The organism is Streptomyces sp. NPDC047880, from assembly GCF_040706515.1.
Lineage (GTDB): Bacteria > Actinomycetota > Actinomycetes > Streptomycetales > Streptomycetaceae > Streptomyces.
In genome coordinates, this window is the sequence record NZ_JBEZOK010000044.1 from 16,968 (window position 1) to 39,053 (window position 22,086).

A 22,086-nucleotide genomic window follows, 5' to 3' on the forward strand; every position below is an offset into this window, starting at 1 on the left:
CACTCCCCGGCGGTCCTTGTTCTCCACCCTGTTTCGCCCCGACACCGCACAGGAGATGCAGGCCACGGGCAATGTGTCCCCAGCGGCGACCTCCACGCCGGAGGCACGCGCCACCCGGAAGTGACACAGAAGTGGCTGGTGGTCACCGACGGCGTCGTCCCGCGCACGGCCGGCCGCTGGTGCCAGAGGCGTCCCCGGGCGCCGCATCCCGCACGCGAGGACGAACGGTTCCGGGCTCGTCTCCTCCAGTCCTGGAGCGTCACGGGTGAGGTATCCGTCCAGGATCCAGGCCTTCCTCACATCCCACTTGCCTTGGAGTGCGCTCGAAGTCATAGCGTCGAGGACGCAACGGTGCACGAGGCCGTCTCGGCGCCCGCTCCTCCTGGGATGCCGGGAGGTGACAGCTGTGCCTGGACGGACAGGAGACCTCGTGCCGCCCGAAGGACGATCAAGCGTGCAGGAAGGCTGGGACACGAGATGCAGAAGCGTAGTCTGCGGGATTTGCAGGTATCGGCCATCGGCCTGGGGTGCATGGGCATGTCAGCCTTCTACGGGACCGCCGACGAGGAGGAGGGCGTCGCGACGATCCGGCACGCCCTCGACCTCGGGGTGAACTTCCTCGACACCGCGCAGATGTACGGCCCGCTCACCAACGAGTCCCTCGTCGGCGAGGCGATCCGGGGGCGCCGCGACGAGTATGTGATCGCGACGAAGTTCAACTACCGGATGGACGACGCTGTACCGGGCGACATCAGCACGGTCGGCCCGCAGGACGGTTCGGCCGAACACGTCCGCAGCTCCGTCCACGGCTCCCTGAAGCGTCTGGGCACCGACCACATCGACCTGTACTACCAGCACCGGGTCGACCCGAACGTGCCCATCGAGGAGACGGTCGGCGCGCTGGGCGAACTGGTCGCCGAGGGCAAGGTGCGCCACATCGGCCTGAGCGAGGCGAGCGCCCAGACCATCCGGCGTGCGCACGCCGTGCACCCGGTCACGGCCGTGCAGAGCGAGTACTCGCTGTGGTCGCGGGACGTGGAGGCCGAGGTGCTGCCGGCCTGCAGGGAGCTGGGCATCGGCTTCGTGCCGTACTCGCCCCTCGGCCGCGGATTCCTCGCCGGGCGGTTCACCTCGACGGACGACCTGGACGCCAACGACTGGCGCCGCCAGAACCCGCGCTTCCAGGACGCCAATCTGGAGGCGAACCTGCGGCTGGCGGCCAAGGTGAAGGAGATCGCCGCCGAGAAGGACGTGACGCCGGCTCAGCTGGCCATCGCCTGGGTGCTGGCCCAGGGCGAGGACCTGGTGCCGATCCCGGGCACCAAGCGCCGCACCTACCTGGAACAGAACGCCGCCGCCGTCGACATCGACCTGACGAAGGACGACCTGGCCCGCATCGACGCGGAGCTGCCCGAGGCGGCCGGTGAGCGGTACGACGAGGCAGGGATGCGGTCCATCAACCGGTAGCCAGAGGGGCACACCACACGGGGGCTCGCAGGGAACGGGGGGCGATCGTCGACCTCCTGACCACCGGAAGAGGCGTCGCCGGTCACGGTCGTCGCACGTTCCGACCTGGGCAAGGCCGACCAGGACGCCGCCCAGTGGGCTCCCGCCGCCGGCCGACGCGCACCCGCTACGCGGGGGAGTGGTTGGCCCCAGGCTGCGCCGGCACCTGACCGCGACGAAGCCGAGCCGGCCGCCCTGGGGGGAGCCGGCCGGCGACTGCCCGCCGCAGACTGCCGACCACGAGCTGACCGGGTAGACAGCGGCTTCAGCGCTGTGCGGTAAGTCCTTGGCGCACGTCCAGGCCGCAGCGCAGCCGCACACCGGGCTCGCCCGGCACCCGGGTCGATGGGAACGCGGGGCCCATCTCGGTGCCGCGCCCGGCGTCGTGCGCGGCCACCCCTGACAGCTGTCAGGGACCTGTGCGTCCCCTGCGTCCCTAGCATGACGAATCGACTGGACACACCTGGTGCCGGTCACCCCGAGAGGACGTAGAACCCGATGACATTTCGACCCCGCCGTCCGGGCGTGCTCATCACCGCCCTGGCCACCGCCGCCACCGTGCTGGGCCTGGCGACGCCCGCGGACGCCGCCATCCACCGGTGCAGCATCTCCGGGGACATGACGAACTGCACGACGGTGACCGGGATCGATCCGGGTTCCTGGCTGCAGATGCGCACCGGTCCCGGATACGGGTACGCCAACGTTCCCCACGGGACGCTCGTCAACGGTGACGAGGTCGGCCTCACCTGCTGGACGACCGGCGACGGAGCGGCGGACAACCCCAACTACCGCTACTGGATGCTCATCGACCTGGGTGTGCGGTCGGGCTACGTCAACGACTGGTATCTCAACACCGGCGACCCCAGCGTGTGGCAGCAGCAGATCCGACACTGCTGAGGTCGGCCGTGCGGGGTGGGGGACGGTCATCTCCGCCGGCAGCCGTGCCGCACCACGGCTTCGGTCGTGCTGAGGCACATCCCGCTTCGGACCCCCATCGCACCGGCCTCACCCCGCTGCCATCGCACCCTCGGCCTCGACCTGACAGGCATCGCGCGCCCTGACTCACCCAAGGCCACACCGCCCCACTCCACGACGCCCCGGCCGACGACGTGATGACTCCCGATGGCCCTCAGGGCGTCTTCGCGAACTCACCGTGGAGCTCGTACCGGGCCGGGCTGGACGGCGGCGGACGGCGCCCCGCCATCGATGGGTCTCCAAGTCGAGGGGTTGTTATGACCGTCGTCATGATGGATGCTGCCTCTCGGTGGTCGCCGCAGCCGAGCAGGACGAGCCGGGAGGGCCTGAGAGTGAGCGAAAGCGTCGCACGGGCGATGTGGGAGAGGTTCGAACCGGTCCACCAACTGGTCTACTTCACCCCCGAGGTGCGCGAAGCCGTGGAGGATCTCGGACTGCGCGGCTACTGGATGGGCTACTTCGCCCTGCGCGCGGCGCCACTCGGCGCTGTTCCCGCCTCCGTCGTCACCAGCTCCTTCTACGTCTTCCACCCCGACCGGGCGGCGAGCGCGCTGCCTGACGGCTGGGCTGCCGCGTCTCCGCAGCAGGTGATCGAGGCGCGCGAGCGGGCCGTGGGCGCCGCGATGACCAATCTCTACGGTCCGGATGTCGTCGCCTCCGCCGAGCTGGCGGAGGCCGCTGACCTCGCCTGGCAGGCCGCCCTCGCAGCAGACACGGCGGGACGGGTGCTCGGCGCGGCCAACCAAGCTCTGCCCCGCCCGGCCCAGCCCCATGTCAGGCTCTGGCAGGCGGTGACCACCTTGCGCGAACAGCGTGGCGACGGCCATGTCGCCGTGCTGGTCGGCCGTCGTCTGGGGCCGGTCGAGGCGCTGGTGCTCAAGAGCGCGACGGGGGAGACCGACGCCGAGTTCCAGCGACGCATCCGTCAATGGAGCGTCGAGGAATGGCGTTCGGCGCAAGCGACGTTGCGCGAACGAGGCTGGATCGACGAGGAGGGACGCCTCACCAAGGCTGGAGCGGCCGCTCACGAACAGATGGAGGCGGACACGGACGCGGCGGCGGTCACGCCGTGGCAGACGCTCGGCGCCGACGGCACCACCCGCCTCTCTCACCTTCTTGAACCGCTCGCACGACGTGTCCTGGACTCCGGAATGGTGCCGACAGGTAACCCTGTTGGGTTGACGGAGCGTACATGGGGCTCGCCGGGGTGACGCCTGTGTCCGCACTGCCCCGGATTCCGGCCAGGTGGGCCGGGAGATCCGTTTCGGGACCGTCCGTCAGGTGAGGCCGGTGGCGGGAGCGGCCGTTGCACACTAGATCTTGGGGCCGGGGTTCTTGGGTTGCCCTCCCATGCGGTGGTCGCTCCAGTCGATGCCGTCGTCGTGCTTCTTGCTCGCTGCAAGTCCGAAGAAGCCGAGCAGGGGAGCTGCGATGAGGATGGCTCCGCACAGGCTGCCGATTGCGACGTAGGCCGCGGCGGCGGTGACGGCCCAGAACAGGATGTCGCACACGATCCGGGCCCACCGTGGGAACGGAGCGCGCCACGTGTGGTAGCGGCGGTAGATGCGTACGAGCTTGCCGGACGCGCGCTCGGATCGGCCTGCCCCTTGCAGACCCGTCCTTGCTGTGCGGCCGTTGCCGAGCCGACTCCCTCTTCTGTCGCCCATGGCTCTTTGTCCCTCCGAATGCTCCGTATGCTCTGCCGACCACAGCACCGCTTGCTCCTGATGGAGATGCGTGGGTTTGCCGCGGGTGAGCGAGTGGTGTCGGCTGTGCAGGACACGCACCCGGGTCTGGTGGTTGCGCAGAGCGAGGGCCCACATGCGTTCGAAGCGCCGGAACGCCTATCGCCGCCGGTTCCGTGGCATCAGGCCTGTGCGGCGGGCGAGTTCGTCCTCCGGTCCGATGGCCCGTCGCTTGCCCGGCGTGGAGCGCACGACGTAGCGGAAGGGCAGCCCGCCCGGTTCGGCGACCATGCCGCCGAACCGGGTGTCACCGGCGAACCACACCCGGTCTGTCGCGTGGGTCCCGCGCGGACGGGGGCCGTCCCAGCCGTCTGCGGGGACGGGGAAGGAGCAGTGGGCCTGGCCGTCCGGCTGGAGCAGTACCATCCGCCCGTCCGTCCCCCAGCGGCGGCCCTGGACCCGCTCGCCCTCCGCGGCGATCACCCGGACGTCCTGTGTCCGCACGGGCCACACCTGCCAGCCGTAGGTGGACATCACCAGCCGCTCCCGGCGTCGGGCCCGGCGCCACAGCAGCGTCAGGCCGGCCGTTGCCGCGATGACGGGGGCCAGGCAGGCGGCGGTGACCGAGCCCGGGGTGGAGCCGGGGCCCGCCAGGAAGAGGACGGCCACCAGCAGCAGCACCTCAGTGGTCAGTGCGAGGATGCCCCAGCGGAGGCCGCGTTCACGCTGCCGCAGAACGTCCTCCACGCCCGGGGTCTCCACTGCCACTCCGGACAGCACCTCGTAGCCGTACTCCGCAGCGATCATCAGGTGTCCCCTCCCGGAACGGCCATGGTGCGGCGGTCCACCGGCCGTCGGCAAGGCCTTCGGCGGCGGCTCGCGGGCCTCCGCCGAGCTCGTGTCGACGGAGGACGACGTAAGGTACGCCGTCCTCGCATTGACCTCGCCGCACGGCTGTACTGGACCTACACTCGCGTGAATCCGTGGCTCCGCTCCACTTTCGCCACGTGCAGCGTGTAAGTCTGGTACCACTCGGCTTGCCCGCGCTTTTGCGCCGCGCGGTGCTCGGCGTTGTTGCGCCACTCGGTGAGGGCCTCGGCGTCGCGGAAGTACCCGACGGTGATGCCCAGCCCTCCAGGAGTCTGCGCGTGGTCCATCCCCAGAAACCCAGGGACGTCCTTCACCAACTCTTCCATGCGTGCGTTGGTTTCGCTGTAGCCGCTTTGGTCCTGGGTTCCCACGGTAGTGAAGACAACCACGTAATAAGGGGGTTCGTAGGCCTCGACGGGCGTGACAGGCACTTCCGAGTGATCGCTCATGGCGCCACCGTAGGGCGGGACGGGTCCGACGATCCAGCGTCCTTCCGGTCTGGGGGACGGAAGACCCCTGCGGACGTGGGGTTTCCGCAGGATGAGGGGGTCGGCCTCCCTCCCGAGACGTCGAAGTGGCCCGTCCTGCTGTGAGGAGAGCGAGAGTGCATCGCCGTTGCTCAACACGGATTCTGGTCGATCACCGGGCCGGTCATGATCCCGGCCACGGACGCGGTGGCCGGCGGACGCCGGTGTGCAGGACCTGGCCGAGGTGGCCGGGGCCCGAGGGCGGTACGACCCGGGGTGCGTTCCGGTAGCGCTGAGTTCCGGTCTGCCAGGCGTGGTAACCGCTCATCCACGCCTGGCAGAGGCGCGCAGAACGAGTGGACGCAACCGCGCGCAGCCCAAGTGCCGTTGCGCGCTGCGTGCGCCCTCCTGCGCCCGGGCGTGCGCCGCCGCGCGACCGGGGCCGGATCAGAGCTTGACGTTCTGGTGGAAGTGGAACAGGTTGTCCGGGCACACGGCTCGCTTGATCGTCGCCAGGCGCGCCGACTTCTCCAGCTCCCCGGAGCACATTGATGAGCCTGCCACCGAGCCTCATATGCAGTGGTCCGCCCAGGGAGGAACTCTGAGGCGGGTGTACCCGGACGTGTGGTTCGGCACCGGACGGGTTCGCGAAGGATCGCCTTGTCGCCAAAAGGAGGGTGCGCAGGCGATGTTGCCGGGGAGAATGGCCGCCATGAGTTACGAAGGCTCTTCAATCGACCCGGCCAGGCCCAGCATTGCCCGCGTCTACGACTACTTGCTCGGCGGCAAGGACAACTATGCCGTGGACCGTGCGATCGGTGACGTGTTCAAGCGAGACCTGCCCGGTTCGGTGGCCATCGCCTTCGCCAACCGCGCGGCCCTGACCCGGGCGGTCAGGGAGATCGCGCAGACCACCGGCATTCGGCAGTTCATCGACATGGGCAGTGGCCTGCCGACCGCGGACAACGTCCACCAGGTCGCGCAACGGCACGCTCCGGAGTCCCGAGTCGTCTACGTCGACATCGACGACCAGGTGTTGGTTCACGGCCGCGCGCTGCTGGAGGACAATGACCGGACCCGCGTCGTCGCGGTCGATGTGCGCAACCCCGAAGGTATCTGCTCCCACCCGGCCACGCTCGAACTCATCGACTTCTCTCGTCCCGTCGCCGTCATCCTCAGCGCGATCCTTCACCACGTCAATGATGACGAGGACCCGGCCGGCATCGTCCGCTACTGGCGCGACCAGGTCCCGTCCGGAAGCTACTTCTTCATCAGCCATTTCCGCTCTGGCAACAACCCGGAGACCACGGAGGCCGAGAAGGTCCTCCAGCAGACGTTCGGCCGCGGCCGGTGGCGCACGGACGCGGAGATCACCTCCCTGCTGGACGGCCTGGAAACTCTCGATCCCGGGATCGTCCCCGCACCCCTGTGGCGCCCCGACGAGTCCGACAGCCCATGGAACCGCGGCGAAAGTCGACAGCTCACGGTCTGGGAACACCTCATCGTCGCCGGCATGGCTCGGAAAGCCTAGACGCCTGCCCCGGTAGGCGAACGCCGGGCGCCCTGGGCCGCCGGATCACCGGCTCGTCCGGCGGATCATGAACCGATCCGGGGCCGGACCGAGGCGGTGGCCCGACAGAGCCCTAATCGCGTTGACCGCCCCCGGCAGGCAGTGCTGGAGTCGGTACGTGGACAGCATCCCCGCCAACCGGCGGCTCTGGAACCGGATCAGCAGCGCCTACCAGCGCGAGCACGACCCTCAAATCGGCGCCACACCCCGGCTGTGGGGCATGTACTCCATCCCCGACGCGCACCTGCGCGCCCTGGGCGACGTCACCGGCAAGCGCGTCCTCGAGCTCGGCTGCGGCGCCGGCCAGTGGTCCAGGGCGCTCGCCGCCGAGGGCGCCAACGTGATCGGGCTCGACCTGTCCGAAGCGCAACTGGCTGCAGCGGCCCGCGCGATGGGAGCGGCCCGCTACCCGCTGGTGCAAGGCGCCGCCGAACAACTCCCCTTCGCCGCCGACAGCTTCGACCTTGTGTTCTGCGACTTCGGCGGGCTCAGTTGGGCGCCCCCGCACCTGGCCGTCCCGCAGGCCGCACGCGTCTTGGGCCGAGGCGGGCGCCTGGTGTTCAACGTCGCCAGCCCATGGTTCGAAGCCTGCTACGACGAAGCCGCCAGCCGCGTGACCACGACGCTGCAGCAGGACTACTTCGGGCTGAACAGCATCGCCGAAGACGACGGCGCGACCAGCTATCAGCTCACCTACGGCGGCTGGGTCAAGGTCCTGCGCGGCGCGGGTCTCATCATCGACGACCTCATCGAGCCGCGGCCCGAACTCGGAACGCCCAACGGCTACAACGAAACCGACCCACCCGACTGGGCACACCGCTGGCCGGCGGAACTGCTCTGGGTAACCCACAAACCGTAGGATCCACAGTGCCCAGACGCAAAGACACCCCCCTCGCCGCGCAGGCCTCCAAGGCCGGCAAGGTGATTCCCGGCGACGCCTGGAATCCGCCCGCCCGCTACCCGACGCCTCTCAGCCATCTCGTCGAGACGAGGCAGCTGGATGCGAATGCGGCCGAGGATGGCCATGCGAGGACGAGCACGCGAGCTCTGGCCTCTCCCGGACGGACGTCGAGGTGGCCGCCGTCGGCGGCGAATCCTCGAACGTTCCACCGCTCTGGTCCGCCCCGGCGGCACACCCTGGGCACCATCGTCGAGCCCGTCACCGTCCACCCCCGCGACGTACGACTCAAACCGATCACCGTTGACGCGCGGCCGCTCACCGAAGCGGTCGCCGCGTTCACACCGGACAAGCGGACTGACGGCAAGACGGACTCACGGCAAGACGGTCATCCGCGTCGCCCGGACGTGACGTCGTAGGTCACCGGGCCATCCACAGCGCTACTCCGAGCGAAACGGCCGCGCCCGGCCTGCGCGGGTCTACGCTGGCGGCGTGACATTGGTCTGGGTGACGGGCAATTCAGGCACTGGCAAGTCCACGGTCTGCGGCGTGCTACGAGCCCGCGGCTACGTCGCGCTCGACGCCGACGAAGACGGCTTCAGTGGCTGGATCGATCGAGCCAACGGCGAGGTCGTCACGGACCCCCCGTATCCGGTACCCCGGGGGTGGCTGGACCGATACGGGTGGGAGATCGTCCGGGAGCGCGTCATGAGCCTGGCCGAGGAATCGCGTTCCCGCATCGCGTTCTTGTGCGGGTCGGCGGAGAACGAGGCAGACGTCCTCGACCTTTTCGACGTCATCGTGTGCCTGGTGATCGACGAGGACGTCCTCCGCCACCGGCGCGCGACCCGCACCACGAACCCGTTCGGTCAACATCCCGAAGAACTCGCAGCGGCCCTGATGTGGAACCCCCGGATGCGAGCGATCTACGAGCGCCGTGGCGAGACGATCATTGATGCAACCGAGCCGGTGACTGAGGTTGTAGACAGCGTGATCCAGTCAGTCCAGGAACTGAGAGGCGGTCCGTAAGCCGCCCATCTTCGTTTCGCGCTTTCGGGAGGGGCGAGCGAGCTGACCGCAGTGTCGCCGAAAGGGTACGGCCGCTGCCAGGCGAACAAGGTGCTCGGTCCCAACCAGAATCTGCGTTCGCTCAGCAGCTCGAGCTTCAGTCGGGGAGCCGTTGACCTTCTGAGCGTTACCTCCAGACCCATCACCTCACCACGGTGAGAGAGCCCCGAGGGGAACCGACGATCGCCGGCTGGCGGCAGCTCACGGCGCGGCGGCCGCCCGCGCGAACAGGGCCCGCGCCTGACACAGTCGGCGGGTGTGTAGGTGACGGTCTGATCGAAGCAGTTGGCGGCGAGGTCGGTCAGAGAGGCCGGCTCGGTGTCGTCGACGGTGAGGTTCCAGCGGAGTTCCGTCGTAGTCCACCGGTGGTGACGCCACGTCGGGCCAGGAAGGCGCGCTGACCGTCCGTCAGGGCCGCCCACGCCTTCGGGGTGGGTGCGCTGCTGGGTCGGCTGCTCACCGATGTCCATGCCGTGGACGGTGAACCCGGGCCGGACTTGCGTTTGGCCCTCCTCGTCGGGCGCCAACTCGGCGACGGGCCCGCCGCGGTCGGCGGTCAGCTCGTCCCCGGCGTCTGCGAGCAGTTCGCCACCGCCATCCTCGCCCGGGGCAGTGCCGGCATGCGGCTGACATCACCCCGATGTCCTCTGTCCTCGGCCATGCGGAAACCCGCAGATGGTTCGCCTGCCGAGCGGTAGGGGTTGCTGTCGATGGCCGGGCGTCACCCGTTCGGGTGCTTGCCCGCATCCGCGGCGGGGGGCGGCGGGGAAGCACACGGGAAGCAACACATGCGGGAGGTGGTGGCCGTGGTGGGCGCGGGCGTGGACGTCGTCGTGGTGGGTGCCGGAGTCGCGGGGCTGGCGTGTGCGCACGACCTGGCCGCCGCCGGGCTCGGCGTCGCGGTGCTGGAGGCCGGGGACGCGGTGGGCGGGCGGATGCGGACTGACCGCCTCGACGGTTTCACCGTCGACCGGGGCTTCCAGGTCGTCAACCCGGCCTATCCGCAGATGCGCCGCCGCCTGCCCGCCCGGTTCCTCGCACCGCGGCCCTTCCTGCCGGGCGTTCTGGTGCACACCGGTGAACGGCCCGTACTGCTGGCCGACCCGCGGCGCCGGCCTGACACGGTGGCCTCGCTGCTGTCCGGGCGGCTCGCCCGACCGCGCGACGTGGCCGCGCTGGCCGTGCTCGGCGCCCGCGACGGACTCGGTCCGGCCCGTGCGCTCAAACACGCGCCCGAGCGCACCACGCGCACGGCGCTGGCCGAGTCCGGGTTCTCCGAGGCGTTCGTCGAGGGTTTCTTCCGGCCGTTCGTGTCGGGCGTCTTCCTCGAAAACTCCCTGGAGACCTCCAGCCGGGTGTTCCATCTGGTGTGGCGCAGCATGCTGCGCGGCTCCCTGTGCCTGCCCGCCTTCGGCGTGCAGGCCGTCCCGCGGGCTCTGGCCGCCGCGCTGCCCGAGGACACCGTCCGGCTCGGCACGCCGGTCGACCGGCTCGTGGAAGGGGGCGTGCTCACGGCGGACGGCACGGAAGTCCCTGCGCGGGCGGTCGTGGTGGCGACGGGCGCCGACGCCGCCGCGAAGCTGCTGCCCGGCCTGGACGTCCCCGCGCACCGCACGGTCACCACGTACTACCACGTCGCGCCGCGCTCTCCCCTCGACCGGCCCGTCCTGCTGGTCGACACCCGCCGCCGCGTCCTGAACACCTGCGTCCTCAGCGACGTCGCACCCGAGTACGCGCCACGCGGCAGCTCGCTCGTCGCGACCTCGGTGCTGGGCGGCGACGACGGGCCCGCGCGGACGGACGTGACCGGGGCCTTGTCCGAGATGTACGGCACCGACGCCACCGCCTGGGACCTGCTGACCGTGCGAACCGTCGACGGCGCTCTGCCCGCCATGCCGCCGCCCTGGCCACTGACCCGGACCTGCCGCACCGCGCCCGGCCGGTACGTCTGCGGGGACCACCGCGGCACGGGATCGGTGCAGGGCGCGCTCGCCTCCGGCGCGCGGGCGGCCCGCGAGGTGCTGCGGGACCTCGACGGGCGCTGAGGCGCGGGCCGCGGCGCACCTTTTCCCGGCAGACGGCAGACGGCAGACGGCAGACGGCACACCTCTCCCGGCAGAGGGGACGAGCCTGTGTGATCACTCTGCCCTCACTGCGGCATGGGCTGCGCAGGCGGTTCGCGACGGGGGAGCCGACGCCGTGAGCGACGACGGCTGCCTGGTGCTGACCAAGCAGTTCGCCGACCCCACAGCTACGGGACGCTGACCGTCCGCGTCGCCGTCACCCTGCGAACGGGCGGGCCGGGAGCGCTGTCGATGCGCCTGGAGATCGCCGACCGAGGTCCCGGGTTCGACGCCGACGCCGTACCCCGGCGGCGGAATCCCTCGTACCCGCTGGGCCGAACGGGGCAGGGGCTGCACCTCGTGGACTCCGTCAGCCTCGCCTGGGGAGACCGGTGCACCACCCCTTGTCGGTCACGCCGTACTACGCCTGCGTACGCAACACGACCCCGGGACGGCCTGGCTGGAAGCCTTCTCCGTACCAGACGGGCGTCCATGGTGGCGTGGAGTCCTCACCGGCGACGCCGCCTCGTCGAGAATGCTGCGGCCGCCATATGCGAGCACTTTGACCTGCTTCTCAACGGCAGTTGGCGAGAGGAACCGCAGGTTTACCTCCTGGACGCCTACAGTAGACCGGCTCTCCTCCGGGTGTGCCGGTCAGCGGTGCTGTCCCGCGGTGCGCCGGTGCCGATTCCCGGGCTCGCATCGCGTACCCGCCGGGCGCGGCTGTGGCGCGACGTCGGACGGGGCGGCTGCCGGCGAGCCCGTCGCCGGGCCGTGGCGGTGGCGGAAGGCGTAGACGGCGGACGCCGAGACACGGCCGGCCACCGCGACGCCGGCCGCGGCCGCGCCGAGCAGCAGACCTGGCTCGACGCCTGGCGAGGCGCCCCCCAAAGCCTCCAGAAAGGCCGCGCCCGTACTCAGCACCAGGCAGACCACGGCGTACCGGATGCGACGCCGGAACTCGGCGTCGTGCGGGGCGGCTGCCGCACCGGCCAGGACGCCGGTGTAGCAGACCAGGCCCGAGGCGGCCACCAGGGTGAGCGGCGCGTCGGGAGTCTCCACCAGGAGGCGGGCCGCCACGATGACGGCGCCGGCCGCGGCGGAGGCGGTGACGGCATGCGCCAGCAGGAGTCGAGGCCCGGCCACGGACGGAGACTCGGTCCGTGTCACCGGTTCCTGCGGGACCATCGGCACAGGAGCGGGCGTACTTCCCGGCCGACGGCGCGGGAACGCCAGGAGCGCGCCACCGAGCAGGGCGACCCCGATCACCACGCCGCGGACGTACGGGGCGCTCCCGCCCGGAAGGGCCGTCGGGAACCAGGTGGCCGTGATGAGCACGCCGTACGCGCCCGCCCACCAGGAGGCGACCCGTGGTCCGCACACGGCGTCGCAGGCGAGGGCGAACAGGGCGAGCGCCAGGACCGACAGCGCCGCTGTCAGCGCGAGGCCGAGCCCGAGGGCGTCGGTGACCGGGCTCCACCACATGCTGCGCAACTGCACGGACCGGTCCCCGTACGTCTGGCTCGGATGGAGCGCGCACCCGGCGCACAGCCCCGCGTACAGTCCCAGGGCGAGCAGCGCCAGCCGCCCCATCACGGCGCGTCCACCGCGCGCACCGCCCCAGGCGGTGACCGTGTGCCGGATGCCGGCCCCGAGGACGGCGCCGGCGGGCAGGAGCAGGGGCAGCGCCAGCCAGGTGTAGACCGGGTGCAGCGTGTCGATCTCCAGGAAGCCCAGGCGCCGCCCGGTCAGCATGATGTCGTAGCTGTTACCCAGCAGCAGGTTCACGGCCAGCAGGGCGACACAGCCGGTCAACGCGGCTTCCCACACGCTGAGTTCGCCGGCGAGGGCGGGGTGGCGCAGGGCCGCCCGGCGGCGCTGGAGGGCGGGGTGGGTGCCGAACGGCAGACCGGTGCCGTTGCGTCCGGCGGCCAGATCGACGAAGAAGGCGTCCAGGCTCCACCGCCGTTCTTCCCCCTGACCCGTTCGGGTGTGGCCGCCCCGTACGGCGAACGCGTCGGCGTGCAGTTCCCTGGACTGGAGGAAGGCGTTGCGGGCCGCGTACAACAGACAGACCAGCAGGGCCAGGTGGAAGGAGAGCCGCAGCAGGTACGTGCCGTCCCCGGCGTCACCGGACAGGGCGAAGCAGAAGGCGGCGCCGAGCAGCACGATGAAGGCTCCCCATAGGGCGGTGACGCCCTGGGTGATGTCGAGGTCGCGGTGGCGGATGTGGCCGAGTTCATGGCGGACGACCACCTCGAAGGTGCCCGGATCCTCGTCGAAGCGCTTCACCATGCCACTGGCGAGCTCGATGTGCCGACGCCGCCAGTGCCCGAAGGCCACGGCGTTCGTGGTGTAGCCGTCCGAGTTCAGCCACACTCCGTGGACGGCAACGCCGGCGTCGTCCGCCAGCCGGAACACCGCGTCGGCGAGGTCCGGCCGGTAGCCGGATCCTGGGCGCAGTCTCAGCAGACGGTGGTAGAGGATCTGCCAGTACGGGCTGATCCAGTACAGGACGAAGCCCCCCACTCCCAGGATCCCCAGCGCGAAACCTACTCGCAACTCGCCCCGGGGCACCGGGGGCTTCGGACAGTGCTCCTCCAAGTACCGCTTCAGGGCCGGTCCGTCCTTCTCCGCCACCGGTTGCGGGGGCCAGACCGGCGCCCGGAGCAGGATTTCGCGCTCCACGGAGGACATCGGCAGGGTCAACTGGAACTGCCTGACCGCACCCGGCCAACACATGCTGTACGCCTTGGAGGCGTCGTCCTCCTGGCTGGTGGTGGCGGGAAAGGCGATCGTGACTGCGGCGGCCATCAGGGCGACACAGAAGAGGAGGGCCCGTACGAACATGTCAGCGCCCGGTCGCCGCCGAGCCGTCTCCGTCTCCGTTCGCGTCCCCGGCTCCGTCTCCGGCCGGCCTCCTGGTTCCGGTGGGATCGGGCTCGCCGGGGCCGATGGCCGAGGCGTCAGAGGTGCCCGCGGCCAGCATGCGGACGAGCTCTGCCAGTGCGGAGTCGGCGACTTGTTCCGCTCGTTGCTCGGACACATGACGCAGAGCGCCCGACAGTGCCGCCGCACGCCAGAGGGCCAGCTCCGCCGCGGTCGGTGCGGGCGCCGCTGCCACCGGCGGCATGGCGGGTGCGGCGGACTCGGGCGGCTCCACCTCGGCCCGCCGTCGACGTCGCGCCACCCGGCCCACGAGGCGCGAGGCCACCCGGCTCACCCACTCGGCCGACATCACCCCGAACACCCCGGCCGCCGCCGACAGCGCCGCGGGCGTGACCACGTCGGTCGCCAGCCCCGCGACGTCGAGGGACAAGGGCCTACGGCGCCACAGTCGGGGGCGGAAGTGGCTCCGGGCACGCCGCTCGAAGAGCGGGAGCTCCTCGGGGGCGACCTCGGTCACCACCGGCTCGGCCAGTGCCCGCACGAGCAGGCGGCGTTCCGCGTCGAGCCGCCACGGGCTCGTGGACCGGGCGGTGCCGAATGATGTCGGACTCGTCATGAGTGTGCGTCAGCCCCCCGCTGCTTCGTCAACCCCCGCCGCGACTGCGCGAATTCGGACATCGTCACATGTGTCGCCACGTGTCGCAAGTATGGACCCGTGCTCCTCGCCCTGTCCGGCGATCGGCGCGAATCAGGCCTTGCGGGCCACCCCCGCGTACACCGGCACGATGCCTTCCGCCTGCAGGGCCACGTCCTGCGGGTCCGGCCGTCACCCGGACACCGGGATCAGGCCCGGCCCGAGCAGCTCAAGGTCTTCGAAGAAGCGCGCGAACCCGCCAGCGAGCGCGGGTGGAAGGGCGTGCCGCCGCGCCGGAAGTGCTCCGCCGCCATCCCGACGGCCTCCGGGCTCAGGTCCGGGGTGACCTGGGACAGGATCAGATGGCTGCCCGGCGCGAGCGCCACGACGTACGTCTTCAGCAGGCCATACTCGTCGTCGCCGTCGGGTCAGTCCACCAGGCAGTGGGTGACCGTCACCAGCGACAACGCCACCGGCCGGGTGAAATCCAGGGACTCGGAGGCCCGGGCGAGCAGAGTTTCGGCGTACCGGGCGTCGGCGTGCACATAGGCAGTGCCACCCTCCGCGGAGCCGCGCAGCGGCGCTTGCGCGTGCCCGAGGACGATCGGATCATTGTCGACGTAGACGACCCTGGACTCCGGAGCGACCCGCTGCGCCACCTGATGCAGATTGGGTTCCGTGAGTATGCGGGTGCCGATGTCCAGGAACTGGCGTGTCCCCGCCTCGGCGACGGTCCGGACCGCCCGCTGCATGAACCGCCGGTTGGCCCGCGCCCCGCGCAGCACACTGCCGTCCACGGCGAGGATCCGGCGGGCCGGCTCCTGGTCCACCGGATAGTTGTCCTTGCCGCTCAGCCACCGGTCGTACACCCGGGCCGGGTGTGGCCGGCTGGTGTCGATGCGCTGGGGCACGGCGTCGGTACCGGATGCGGTCATGGGGTGGCTTCTCCCGCTCAGAAGGCCTCGCGGCACCCGCGCAGCAGCTTCTTGGTGCGTCCGGCGGACGCGGCGTGCGTCGTCATGTGGTCCAGGACCTCCAGGCGCGCGGAGACCTCCGCGCGGGATTCCAGATACAGCGCGCCTGTCGGATACTCGGTGACCACGAGGTCCGGCGGTTCCGGTTCGGCGAAGCGGAACAGCGAGTAGGGCGCGTACGTCTCAGGGTGCGGCCCGTCCGCGAACTCGGCGACCTGCAGGGTCACCCGGTCGCGCTCGGCAGTACTCCAGCAGCTTGTCCAGCTGGTCACGCATCACCTCGGCCGGCATGCTCACCGGGCGGCGCAGCACCGTCTCGTCCATGATCACCCACAGGCGGGGCGGGTTCGGCCTGTCCAGCAGCCGCTGCCGGGCGATGCGCAGCGACACGTGCCGCTCGATCGCCTCCGGCGTGGTCTGGCCGATGGTGCCGGAGCCGAGGACGGCGCGCGTACTCCTCGGTCTGGAGCAGCCCGGGCTGGGGCACCGGGGCCCCTCACCCCGGGCCGCGCAGCAATAGAGAGCCGACGTACGTCGAAGTCCTGGGCAGACGGGCAACGTCGCATGCCTGCCGCTCAACCACAAAAGGTCTTGTCAGCGGTTCCGTACACCGTTTCGCACGACGGCGTCAACGGCATCCTGCTCGACACCGCATCGGCCTCCGGCCTGACCCGCGGCCTGCACCGGCTGCTGTCCCTGCCCGAAAGCAGGCGCCGACAGCTCGCGCGCGCCGGACAGGAGACCGTGGCCGACCACTACTCCGTGACCCTCATGGCCCAGGCCCTGGCCGGCATATACGGCGACGCCGCACGCGCCTGAGAGACGGCGGGAACAAGGGACGCGTACGCGCAGCGGCCGTGATGCGCCAGATGCATCCGATCGCACGTGCCGGACCGAAGTACCAGGTGCACGGAAGCTTTTTCCCCCCCCGAACCGACCGGCATGCGGAGGTGTGACCATGACCGAACGGCTGACCCCTCCGGGGGAGACACCGCCCGTCGAAGGATCGACCGCCAAGGCCCATCAGGAACCGCCCGACGGCGGTCTCTGGGAACATCCGCGTCTGTGGCTGTCCTTGATCGTGATCGGCTGTCTGCTCGTCGCCGCGTTCTTCGTCGCCCGCGTCACGGGCCTGTGAGGACCGCGTGGGGCAGCAGATCCGAGGCACCAGGCGACTGCCCGGCCCTCACACCCGAGGAGACCCACAGGTGACGCACCCCCTGCCCGTGGCCGCCACGCGGCCCCGCCGCGCCCGGCGCTGGCCGCTCCTGCTCCTGCTGCTCGCGGTCTGCTACGCCGTCGCGGCCCTGGGCGGACTCGCGTCGTCCGACGCCGCCAGCACCTACCGCTCACTGGACCTTCCTCCTTGGGCCCCGCCCTCCTGGCTGTTCGGCCCGGTCTGGACGGTGCTGTATGCCACGATCGCCGTGTCCGCCTGGATCGTGCTGCGCCGGAGCCCACTCGCCGAGGCCAGGGCGGGGGTCGTCGCCTGGAGCGCCCAACTCGCCCTCAACCTGGCTTGGACGCCGCTGTTCTTCGCGGCCGGGCAGTACGGCCTCGCCTTCCTCGACATCTGCCTGCTGCTGACCGCGCTCGGCGTCACGATGCTGCTCTTCCGCCGCAGCAGCCCGGCAGCCTCGCTCCTGCTCGTCCCTTACGCACTGTGGGTGCTGTACGCGGCGTCCCTCAACCTCGCCATCTGGCAGCTCAACGGCTGACGGCCCCGGAGCCGGGGGACGACGGGGCCGGGACTCGGCGTCCCTGCTTCAGTACGGGCCTGCCGCCTCGATCTTCGCAGGGCAGTCGAGGACGTAGACGCGGAGGCTTCCCTTGCTGCGTGCCGCGACGCTCGTGCTTCCGCCGGAGACTGGCCTGGTGCCACCGGCATGACGAACGCGGCGACCCCGCCGAAGTCGAAGAAGTTCTTCGCTGCCTCGGCCCCGAACTTCCGGGTGACGGCGCCGCTGGCTGGAGCGCTCCAACATGACCGTCGCCACGACGTCCGGCGTCAGTACCTCGAAGCCGCGGGGGATCTCCGTCAAGCCAGGCCTTGAGGACGCCGTCGCCCTCAAGGATCTGTTTCTCGATCCCGCCTGCACCGCGGGGAAGATCGCAGGTCTGCCGCGGACCTGGCCCACTGCCGCCTGACGTCCGCAGGCCAACCTTGAGCAGGGGTCCGGTGTCGGCCCGCGCAGAAGCCGCCCGCCAGATGGGCCGCACACCCGACAGCCGCCGCGGCCGCACCCCGGCCGAACATGCCCGCGCCCGCACACACCCCCACCCGCCCTACAACCATTGATCTCGCTTAGCTGTCTCCTTCTCGCCAAAGCCGCATGTCAGGAGGGCGACTCCGAACCATGCGGGTGATCGACCAGCAGCAGGAGACTCTGCGTGCACCAGCACCTTCGTACCCTCCTGGCCACCGCCGCGGCAGCGGCACTGGCCGGCGGGCTTCTCACTACTACGGCGGGCAGCGCTGCCGCGCTCGTTCCGGGAGCGCACGGCGACTTCAACGGCGACGGCTACCGCGACTTCGCCGTCGCCGCCGCCGGCGCCCGCGTGGGTGAACGCTCGGGCGCAGGCCAAGTCGTCATCGTCTATGGCGGTGTCGGCGCCCCGTCCTCTGCCAGGACCATCAACATCAGCCAGAACAGCCCCGGTGTCCCCGGCACCGCCGAGAGCGGGGACGGCTTCGGCGACGCCATAGTGGTCGAGGACTTCAACGGTGACGGCTACGGCGACCTCGCCGTCGGAGCCCCCGGCGAAGACGTCGGCACCGATACCGACGGCGGGACCGTCGCCATCCTGTGGGGTTCCGAGACCGGCCTCACCAGCGGTAGGACGATCAACGACCCGGCCCCCTCGTCGCACGACAAGTTCGGGCGCGTGCTCAGCGCGCTCGCCGATAGCGACGGGAAGCCGGACCTGGCCATAGGCTCGACCACTCCCACCATCGATGTCTACCGCGGAGGTTTCAGCGACTCGGGAGCGACGGGCGGCAGCTACCGCTTCGTCCCGCCGTCCTGGGTCACGACGGCTCCGGTGTCGATGACCGCCGGCAATATCGGTGGCGGCGACGTGATCGCCGATCTTGTCGCCATCGGCTCACCCGACCAGGACGGGGGCGTCGTCCGCGTGTACAGCGGTGCCGACGACGCACCCTCGGCCACTCCCGCGTACACCATCACGCAGGACACACCCGGCATCCCCGGCACCAGCGAGGCAGGAGACCGCTTCGGAGCCTCACTCGCGGTCAGCCGCGCAGGCTACGGTTACCAGAACCTCGCGGTCGGCGTCCCCGGTGAGAGCCTGGGCGGCGCCACCGGAACTGGTGCCGTCACCTTCCTCTACGGCGGACCCGAAGGGCTCATCGGCGCGAGGTCCATGGCCGGGACGGACCCGCAGTTCTTCTCACAGAACAGCCCGGGGGTCGCGGGAAGCGATGAGTCCGGCGATCGCTTCGGTGGTGCCGTCCACATCGCCGACACCGACAACGACCGCAACGAGGACCTCGTCGTCGGCGCCCCCGGCGAGAACTCAGGCGACGGCACCGTCGCCTACCTCCGCTCGGACGGGGGCATCGCCCCCAGCGGCACACCCGGCATCACCCCTGCAGGCACCGGCGTCTCCACCACCGGATCCCCCAACTTCGGGCGCATGCTGGCGGGCTGATCCTCCTTCACCCGCCGTCTGCCGGCTCGCGCCGCGCAGGGGCGGCACGAACCCGGTGCCCCGGCGACCGATACCGGCGGGTCCTCACCTGGACCGCCCCAGTCCATGAAGGCACCGGGGCGGTCCACACAACGGTCGCCGCTTTCCTCCACCACCACAGCAAGGAGCACGACTCATGGCGGAATCAACCGCCCACCAGCACCCCGGGCAGACAACGGCCCAGCAGACGGCACCCCCGGGAACCGAAGGGCTGGGCCAGCTGCGGGAGACGTTCTTCCCCAAGCGCGTGGGCACCATGCGGATCTCCGCCCTGTTGCTCATGGGAACCATCTCCCTGATCCTTCCTCCCCTGGGCGCCTACTTCCTCTGGCTCGCCGCCCAGACGCCCAACCTCTCGCGCAAACAGGCCGCCCGCCGACTGCACTTGTTCGAGCACGGCCTTGCCGAAGTGGGAAAGAACGGCGAAATCTCCGCCTTCCGCTGGGACTCCATGACGGTGCTCCAGGAGATCACCGAACGGTACGCCAACGGGGTCTATGTCGGAACCATCTACGTCTACACCCTCCACCGCCTGGACGGCACGACACTCAAGGTGACCGGTTTCTACGACCAGCCCGAACGCTGGGGTGCAGCGTTGCAGCAGGAGATCACCCGAGCGCAACTGCCGGGGCTCCTCGCCAGGCTGAGACAGGGCGAAACCCTGACCTGCGGGGAACTGTCGGTCAACCCGGGCGGGGTGGCCACGACAAAGGGCAGCCTGACCTGGCTGGAGATCGAGAAGGTCGAGATCTCGCAGGGAGTGCTCGTACTGCGCAAAGCCGGTAAGAAGCTGCCGTGGGCCAGGATGCCGGTCAAGAACATCCCCAACCTCTTCCTCTTCATCGCCCTCATCGACTGGCTTCGGCACGGCGACCCACGCACGAACACCTGACTACCCGAGCACGACCGCCCGCCCACAGCCCCCCTCGAACTGGGTGGCGGGACCGGTCAGGTGGGTGTGCAAGCGACGGTCTGGGCGGGGCAGGCGGCGAGGTCCTTCCATGCGGCGGTGTCCGCGACGTGCTCGTGGGAGTCCTCGAGGAATGCCATGTCGACCAAGCCGGAGCCGTCCTCCAGCGGGCAGAAGATGATCGGCTTGCCGGACAGCATGGGCGGCGTCTGCGGCCCGCCTCGACGTCCTGGAAGAGAAGTCAAGCCGCCAGGTGCGCGTCGCCGTCGAGCTGCTCATCGACACCGGCCGGCGCCCCTTCGAGGCGTGTGCGGCCGAGGAGGTCAAGGCGGCCTGGGGGCCGTGGTTCACCGGTTCGACGAGATCGGCCTGGCCTGTCTGGACTCTCGGTGGGCGGGAGGCCGTTCCCGCCCACTCCGCCCTGACGACGAGGAACTCGTCGTTCAGACGGCCACGACCCGCCCCGCCGAACTCGGCATGCCTTTCACCCGCTGGACACTGCGCAAACTCGTCGCTTACCTGGGGAAAGTCCACGGCTGTGTGATCCGGACCGGCCGCGAGGCGTTACGCGACCTGCTCACCCGCCGCGGCGTCACCTTCCAGCGCACCAGGACCTGGAAGAATCCCCCGACCCGGACCGCGAGGCGAAACTGGACCGGATCGAGGAGGCCCTGGACCGCTTCCCCGACCGGGTGTTCGCCTTCGACGAGTTCGGACCGCTCGGCATCCGTCCCACCGCCGACTCGGGCTGGTCCGCACGGAAACATCCCGACCGGGTGCCGACCACCTACCACTGCACGCACGGGGTGCGCTACTTTCACCCTCTGCGGTGAGCAACTGCGGCATGAGCCGACGCAGCGCAGCGGCATGCTGATGGACTCGCTTACTGGCTCTAACAAAAGCTGTTGATGATGTGACTGTCGGCTTGGCTGCTCGTTGGTCTGGTCGTGGGGAAACGTCAGTCGCGGCCATGGATCGTGTCGGATGAACTGTGGTCGCTCATCGAGCCGTTGTTGCCCGTGCCGGCGCCGAAGCTGGTCGAGGGCAGACCTCGAGTGCCGGACCGGCAGGCCTTGTGCGGAATCCTGTTCGTCCTGCACACCGGGATCCAGTGGGAGTACCTGCCCCAGGAGCTGGGCTTTGGCTCGGGGATGACCTGCTGGCGGCGCCTGGCGGCCTGGAACGAGGCCGGCGTCTGGGACCGGCTGCACGTGCTGCTGCTGGAGAAGCTGCGGTCGAAGAACCAGCTGGACTGGTCGAGGGCGGTGATCGACTCCTCGCACGTCCGCGCGGCCCGACGGGGCCCAAAAGCGGATCCAGCCCGGTCGACCGCGCACGTCCGGGCAGCAAGCACCACCTCATCGTCGACGGACAGGGCATCCCGCTCGCGGTGTCACTGACCGGCGGCAACCGCAACGACGCCACCCAACTCGAGCCACTGCTGGACAAGATCCTGGCCGTCGCGGGCCGAGCCGGCAGACCCCGCCGGCGGCCGGACGCGCTGCTGGCCGACCGCGGCTACGACCATGACAAGTACCGGCGCCTGCTCTGGCAGCGCGGGATCCGCCCCGTGATCGCGAAGCGAGGTGAGCCGCACGGCACCGGCCTGGGCATCTTTCGCTATGTCGTCGAGCGCACGATCGCCTGGCTCCACGGCTTCCGCCGCCTGCGCATCCGCTGGGAGCGACGTGACGACATCCACGAAGCGTTCCTCGGGCTCGCCGTCTGCCTGATCACCCACCGCCACGTCCAACGACTTTGTTAGGGACAGTAAGTGCAATGAGATGACGTGCGCATGAGGGAGTGGTGCCGTACCACGCAGCGGGGCGGCAATATGGTCTTGCCGGATGGGCGGGCCCTCCCAGG

21 protein-coding genes and 4 pseudogenes are annotated in these 22,086 nt (G+C 70.4%); 15 read left to right on the plus strand and 10 right to left on the minus strand.

Annotated elements, in window-relative coordinates; translation table 11 throughout:
• Positions 1-477 precede the first annotated feature (477 nt).
• Positions 478-1,467 (plus strand): aldo/keto reductase, encoded by a 990-nt coding sequence (locus tag AB0937_RS37705; RefSeq protein ID WP_366718604.1) that lies wholly within the window; start codon positions 478-480, stop codon positions 1,465-1,467.
• A gap of 304 nt (positions 1,468-1,771) precedes the next feature.
• Here AB0937_RS37705 and AB0937_RS37710 read toward each other — a convergent pair whose 3' ends face one another.
• Positions 1,772-1,870, minus strand: coding sequence for a DUF6207 family protein (locus AB0937_RS37710; RefSeq protein WP_366718644.1), 99 nt, complete (start codon positions 1,868-1,870; stop codon positions 1,772-1,774).
• Between the two features lie 134 nt (positions 1,871-2,004).
• Here AB0937_RS37710 and AB0937_RS37715 point away from each other — a divergent pair, with 134 nt between their 5' ends.
• Together AB0937_RS37715 and AB0937_RS37720 are read left to right on the plus strand one after the other, a co-directional pair.
• Positions 2,005-2,403, plus strand: coding sequence for a hypothetical protein (locus AB0937_RS37715; RefSeq protein ID WP_366718606.1), 399 nt, complete (start codon positions 2,005-2,007; stop codon positions 2,401-2,403).
• Positions 2,404-2,813: 410 nt separating this feature from the next.
• The gene (locus AB0937_RS37720) at positions 2,814-3,692 is read left to right on the plus strand and encodes a hypothetical protein (RefSeq protein ID WP_366718608.1); all 879 of its coding nucleotides are present in this window, start codon (positions 2,814-2,816) and stop codon (positions 3,690-3,692) included.
• 102 nt (positions 3,693-3,794) lie between these two features.
• Here AB0937_RS37720 and AB0937_RS37725 read toward each other — a convergent pair whose 3' ends face one another.
• The 4 genes from AB0937_RS37725 to AB0937_RS37740 all read right to left on the minus strand — a co-directional run bounded on the left by AB0937_RS37725 (position 3,795) and on the right by AB0937_RS37740 (position 6,067).
• Positions 3,795-4,148 carry a hypothetical protein gene (locus AB0937_RS37725; protein ID WP_366718610.1) on the minus strand — a complete coding sequence of 118 codons (354 nt, stop codon included), beginning with the start codon at positions 4,146-4,148 and terminating at the stop codon, positions 3,795-3,797.
• A gap of 177 nt (positions 4,149-4,325) precedes the next feature.
• Entirely contained in the window at positions 4,326-4,973 is a 648-nt protein-coding gene (locus tag AB0937_RS37730; protein WP_366718612.1) for a hypothetical protein, read from the minus strand.
• Positions 4,974-5,131: 158 nt separating this feature from the next.
• Positions 5,132-5,485, minus strand: coding sequence for an antibiotic biosynthesis monooxygenase (locus tag AB0937_RS37735; RefSeq protein ID WP_366718614.1), 354 nt, complete (start codon positions 5,483-5,485; stop codon positions 5,132-5,134).
• 465 nt (positions 5,486-5,950) lie between these two features.
• A complete protein-coding gene (locus tag AB0937_RS37740; protein ID WP_366718616.1) occupies positions 5,951-6,067 on the minus strand; it encodes a BBE domain-containing protein in 117 nt (38 codons plus the stop codon).
• Positions 6,068-6,206: 139 nt separating this feature from the next.
• On the opposite strand from AB0937_RS37740, the gene AB0937_RS37745 reads away from it, so the two are divergent.
• From AB0937_RS37745 to AB0937_RS37760, 4 genes are all read left to right on the plus strand, one after another.
• Positions 6,207-7,034, plus strand: coding sequence for an SAM-dependent methyltransferase (locus AB0937_RS37745; RefSeq protein WP_366718646.1), 828 nt, complete (start codon positions 6,207-6,209; stop codon positions 7,032-7,034).
• A 157-nt stretch (positions 7,035-7,191) separates the two neighbouring features.
• Positions 7,192-7,932 carry a class I SAM-dependent methyltransferase gene (locus AB0937_RS37750; RefSeq protein ID WP_366718618.1) on the plus strand — a complete coding sequence of 247 codons (741 nt, stop codon included), beginning with the start codon at positions 7,192-7,194 and terminating at the stop codon, positions 7,930-7,932.
• A gap of 531 nt (positions 7,933-8,463) precedes the next feature.
• Positions 8,464-9,000 carry a hypothetical protein gene (locus AB0937_RS37755; protein WP_366718620.1) on the plus strand — a complete coding sequence of 179 codons (537 nt, stop codon included), beginning with the start codon at positions 8,464-8,466 and terminating at the stop codon, positions 8,998-9,000.
• 827 nt (positions 9,001-9,827) lie between these two features.
• Positions 9,828-11,084, plus strand: coding sequence for an NAD(P)/FAD-dependent oxidoreductase (locus tag AB0937_RS37760; RefSeq protein ID WP_366718622.1), 1,257 nt, complete (start codon positions 9,828-9,830; stop codon positions 11,082-11,084).
• A 672-nt stretch (positions 11,085-11,756) separates the two neighbouring features.
• On the opposite strand, the gene AB0937_RS37765 is transcribed toward AB0937_RS37760, so the two are convergent.
• The 4 genes and pseudogenes from AB0937_RS37765 to AB0937_RS37780 all read right to left on the minus strand — a co-directional run.
• Positions 11,757-13,952, minus strand: coding sequence for a M48 family metalloprotease (locus AB0937_RS37765; RefSeq protein ID WP_366718624.1), 2,196 nt, complete (start codon positions 13,950-13,952; stop codon positions 11,757-11,759).
• Between the two features lies 1 nt (position 13,953).
• On the minus strand, positions 13,954-14,607 hold the full coding sequence (locus AB0937_RS37770) for a hypothetical protein (RefSeq protein ID WP_366718626.1): 654 nt from the start codon (positions 14,605-14,607) through the stop codon (positions 13,954-13,956).
• Between the two features lie 132 nt (positions 14,608-14,739).
• Positions 14,740-15,560: pseudogene (locus tag AB0937_RS37775) on the minus strand (SAM-dependent methyltransferase).
• 17 nt (positions 15,561-15,577) lie between these two features.
• Positions 15,578-16,077 (minus strand): annotated as a pseudogene (locus AB0937_RS37780) (DUF5753 domain-containing protein); the annotation flags it as partial.
• Positions 16,078-16,190: 113 nt separating this feature from the next.
• On the opposite strand from AB0937_RS37780, the gene AB0937_RS37785 reads away from it, so the two are divergent.
• From AB0937_RS37785 to AB0937_RS37810, 6 genes and pseudogenes are all read left to right on the plus strand, one after another.
• Positions 16,191-16,418, plus strand: a complete 228-nt coding sequence (locus AB0937_RS37785) for a hypothetical protein (RefSeq protein WP_366718628.1) — start codon at positions 16,191-16,193, stop codon at positions 16,416-16,418.
• A gap of 139 nt (positions 16,419-16,557) precedes the next feature.
• Positions 16,558-16,737: a DUF6480 family protein gene (locus tag AB0937_RS37790; protein WP_366718630.1), complete on the plus strand. Its 180-nt coding sequence runs from the start codon at positions 16,558-16,560 to the stop codon at positions 16,735-16,737.
• A 70-nt stretch (positions 16,738-16,807) separates the two neighbouring features.
• A complete protein-coding gene (locus tag AB0937_RS37795) occupies positions 16,808-17,317 on the plus strand; it encodes a TspO/MBR family protein (RefSeq protein WP_366718632.1) in 510 nt (169 codons plus the stop codon).
• A gap of 226 nt (positions 17,318-17,543) precedes the next feature.
• Positions 17,544-17,747, plus strand: a pseudogene (locus tag AB0937_RS37800) (fic family toxin-antitoxin system, toxin component); the annotation flags it as partial.
• 243 nt (positions 17,748-17,990) lie between these two features.
• Positions 17,991-19,271, plus strand: coding sequence for an FG-GAP repeat protein (locus AB0937_RS37805; protein WP_366718634.1), 1,281 nt, complete (start codon positions 17,991-17,993; stop codon positions 19,269-19,271).
• 175 nt (positions 19,272-19,446) lie between these two features.
• The gene (locus AB0937_RS37810; protein WP_366718636.1) at positions 19,447-20,202 is read left to right on the plus strand and encodes a DUF6585 family protein; all 756 of its coding nucleotides are present in this window, start codon (positions 19,447-19,449) and stop codon (positions 20,200-20,202) included.
• 56 nt (positions 20,203-20,258) lie between these two features.
• On the opposite strand, the gene AB0937_RS37815 is transcribed toward AB0937_RS37810, so the two are convergent.
• The gene (locus AB0937_RS37815) at positions 20,259-20,420 is read right to left on the minus strand and encodes a hypothetical protein (protein ID WP_366718638.1); all 162 of its coding nucleotides are present in this window, start codon (positions 20,418-20,420) and stop codon (positions 20,259-20,261) included.
• Positions 20,421-20,526: 106 nt separating this feature from the next.
• Between AB0937_RS37815 and AB0937_RS37820 the strand changes: the two are divergent.
• Both AB0937_RS37820 and AB0937_RS37825 read left to right on the plus strand, forming a co-directional pair.
• Positions 20,527-21,041 (plus strand): annotated as a pseudogene (locus AB0937_RS37820) (helix-turn-helix domain-containing protein); the annotation flags it as partial.
• Positions 21,042-21,161: 120 nt separating this feature from the next.
• A protein-coding gene (locus tag AB0937_RS37825) for an IS5 family transposase (RefSeq protein WP_366718648.1) occupies positions 21,162-21,985 on the plus strand; the annotation gives its coding sequence in 2 pieces (ribosomal slippage) (positions 21,162-21,519 and positions 21,519-21,985; 825 coding nt in all).
• The last annotated feature ends 101 nt before the right edge of the window (positions 21,986-22,086 follow it).